The sequence below is a fragment of the Nostocoides sp. genome, assembly GCF_035343835.1.
Lineage (GTDB): Bacteria > Actinomycetota > Actinomycetes > Actinomycetales > Dermatophilaceae > Nostocoides_A > Nostocoides_A vanveenii.
The window spans coordinates 1-2,769 of sequence record NZ_DAOQZV010000329.1; the positions used below are offsets into that span (position 1 = coordinate 1).

Below are 2,769 nucleotides of genomic sequence, written 5' to 3' on the forward strand. Positions count from 1 at the left end.
AGCCGGCCGGACTTCCGGCCCGCGGCCGAGATGCCCGTGGCCATGCCGGCCGTGCCCGCCGACGTCCGCGCCGCGGCGGTGACCGTGCACGGTGAGACCACCTTCTCGGTCACGATGACGACGTCGATCGGCGGCATGGTCAACGTCAGTGCGGTCGATCCCGTGGTCACCCGGGCCCGCGCCGCCGATCAATCGCCACCTCGCCTGGTCCAGGCCGGCTTTCGCCGGACACCCTCGAACGCACCAGCCGCGCGGCCATCCGCCTTGCGGACGGACGGGTTGTCCTCGGCACCAGCCGCGGCGAACTGGTCGTCATCGACCCGCTCGCGCGGGCGCTGAGCGTCATCGCCCTGCCCGCAGCGGTGGCGCGCAACTGGACGTGCTGGACCTGACGTATGACGCGCCCACCGACCGCCTGCTCGTCGCGACCCGCTCCCCTCAGGTCGGCACCGGCGCCGGGCAAGTCCTGGCGCTCCGGTGCCTGACCGCCGCGGCCTGCCCGGGCGGCCGGGATGGAGCACGGTCCTGGTCGCCACCGGCCAGACCGCCACCGATCACACCCAAGCCTGGGCGGTCGGCACCTGGGGCGGTGCCGTGTTCATGGGCTCAGGCAATGGGTCCGGCCGCCTGACCGTCCGGCACCCCAACGGCTCGGTCGCAATGCTCTGGCCCCACGGCGTCACCCAGGCCGCACGCGTCATCCAGACCCGAGTCGCCGGCGACTATCTCTATGCCTCGTTCGCGCCCGCAACCGGCAACCCCGGACCGTCGTCTTCCGCCTCGCCCACGCCGGCTCCCGCGTGACAGGCAACCCGACCGCCACGCTCCCCGGCGCGGCCGTCCTCTCGCCCGCCGGACCCAGCGCGGGTGGCCGCCCTCGGTCCCGACATCAGTGGGCGACGGCATGTCGTGGCGGCCACCAGTTTCTTCAGCCCACCCCTGATCGACGTCGACCCGACATTCCCCGACCGGCCCGCGGTCCTAGGCGTCGATTGTGCCGGCGAGCCACGTCAGGTGGAGAGTCTTGCCGCGACCGCGAGCGGGGTGCTGGCGATCGGGACCTACCCGGGGGGCGCGCAACTCTCACGCTGGGATCCGGCTCGTCCGACCTCGTGCGCGGCCGGCCCGCAACCCCAGTTCACCCTTGCGTATCGAAGCCGGCCAGGCCCGTCCCAACACGATGGCCGACATCGGCGCCGGCAAGGTGGCCGTCGCGACCTATGGCGCAGCCAACTCGCCGACGGGTGGCTCTGCATCTATGACATGAGTGCCGGCTTGATCGAGCCGACGCTCGTCTCGATCGCCGGGCAGGGCGTCAGCGCAATCGCCACCCGACCGGCCGCGACGACGGGCGGCTGCGTGTACGTCGGGACCAACGCCGACCCGCCCGACAACGGCCCCGCGCCGGACAGCTCCCGCCTCGTGCGCTACCACCTCGTCACGCACGAGGTCCAGTAGCTCCCGCTCCCAGGCCGAAGCATCGTCTCGGGCATGGCCTTCGGCGCCGACGGCTGCTCTACTTCGGCGGCGGGAGCGACCTGGCCGTCATCGATCCGGCGACGACGGACTGGCGCGGCGGCGGCACTGCGCCCACCTTCACCACGCTGAGCAAGAATCAGGGTCCGCTGCTCGCGATCACCTCGCTCGCAAACGGCCGCCTCGTGGTCTCCGCGGGCGGATCGTCGTATGCCGGCGACCTCCTCGTCGTCGACCCCGCTGGCCCCGACCGGGCCCGGCCACTGCGCTACACGGCTACCGGCATCGAAGGGTCGGCGGTCGTCGTCACCCCCCGCGGTGAGTGGTTCCACCACCGCCTCGAGGTGCTCTACCGACAAGCCCATCCCGAACTTGGCGATGCCCTGGCTCCTCCCACGCCCTAGCGCTGTCCACTTTGCGTCGAGTGTGGATCCACGTCGGGCAAGATGTGACCTCGTGACCGCCCCTGCCGAAACCCATCCCCTGGATCTGCTTTTCGCCCAGAGCGCGGGCGCAGCCGACATCGAGATCCCCGCCGGTTGGGGGCAGGGCCGGGCCACCTTCGGCGGCCTCGTCGCTGGCGTGCTCATCGCCCGCGGTCTCGGCGCCTACGACCTGGACGGTGGGACGCTCCGGGCCGCAACGATCTCCTTTGTCGCGCCGGTCGCCGCCGGACCAGCCCGGCTCGAAAGCGAGCTGCTGCGCCGCGGCACTTCCGTCACGCAGGTCGAGATCCGGCTCCGTCAGCATGACCCGCGCACCGGCGAGGACGCCGTCGCTGCCGTGATGCTCGCGTCCTTCGGCACCGAGCGCGAGTCAAGCGTCGAACTCCCCCGTCCCACGGCGACGGCCATCGCCGCGCCCGATACCGACCTGCCCGAGATTCCTTTTCTGCCCGGCATCGTCCCCGATTTCTTCACCCACGTCCGTATGCGGCTGGCGCGCGGTCGCGTCCCGTTCTCCGGAGCACCGGACGGCGATCTCGCGGGGTTCATGAGCTTTCGCAACCCCCCGGCAGCGATGACCCTCCCGCACGTCATCGCGCTCATCGATGCCTGGCCGCCCGCCCCCGGGCAGATGCTCCGGCGTCCAGCGGCGATGGGCACGCTCACCTGGACGATCGAGATGCTGGCCGACCCGGCGGCATACGGCAATCAGGAGTGGTGGTACGAGGTGCGCACCGATGCCGCCCACCACGGGTATGCCCACTCGCACGCCACCGTCTTCACTCCCGCCGGCGAGGCGGTCGCGATCTCCCGGCAGACGATCACCATCTTCGGCTGACACCCCACG

General features: G+C 71.7%; 5 protein-coding genes. All 5 read left to right on the top strand.

Translation table 11 applies throughout. From position 1 onward, the window contains the following. On the top strand, positions 1 to 339 hold a 339-nt coding region (locus PKH97_RS15655), incomplete at its 5' end, for a hypothetical protein (protein ID WP_324388535.1). A 138-nt stretch (positions 340 to 477) separates the two neighbouring features. After that, positions 478 to 804 carry a hypothetical protein gene (locus PKH97_RS15660; RefSeq protein WP_324388537.1) on the top strand — a complete coding sequence of 109 codons (327 nt, stop codon included), beginning with the start codon at positions 478 to 480 and terminating at the stop codon, positions 802 to 804. Between the two features lie 459 nt (positions 805 to 1,263). Then, positions 1,264 to 1,458, top strand: coding sequence for a hypothetical protein (locus PKH97_RS15665; protein ID WP_324388539.1), 195 nt, complete (start codon positions 1,264 to 1,266; stop codon positions 1,456 to 1,458). 203 nt (positions 1,459 to 1,661) lie between these two features. Then, positions 1,662 to 1,880, top strand: a complete 219-nt coding sequence (locus tag PKH97_RS15670) for a hypothetical protein (RefSeq protein WP_324388540.1) — start codon at positions 1,662 to 1,664, stop codon at positions 1,878 to 1,880. Positions 1,881 to 1,932: 52 nt separating this feature from the next. After that, complete coding sequence (locus tag PKH97_RS15675) at positions 1,933 to 2,760, top strand: thioesterase family protein (RefSeq protein ID WP_324388541.1); 828 nt, start codon at positions 1,933 to 1,935, stop codon at positions 2,758 to 2,760. The last annotated feature ends 9 nt before the right edge of the window (positions 2,761 to 2,769 follow it).

What these genes read in the sequence shown, in the direction of transcription:
- PKH97_RS15665 (WP_324388539.1), top strand. Translation starts at nt 1,264, where the DNA reads ATGAGTGCCGGCTTGATCGAGCCGACGCTCGTCTCGATCGCCGGGCAG.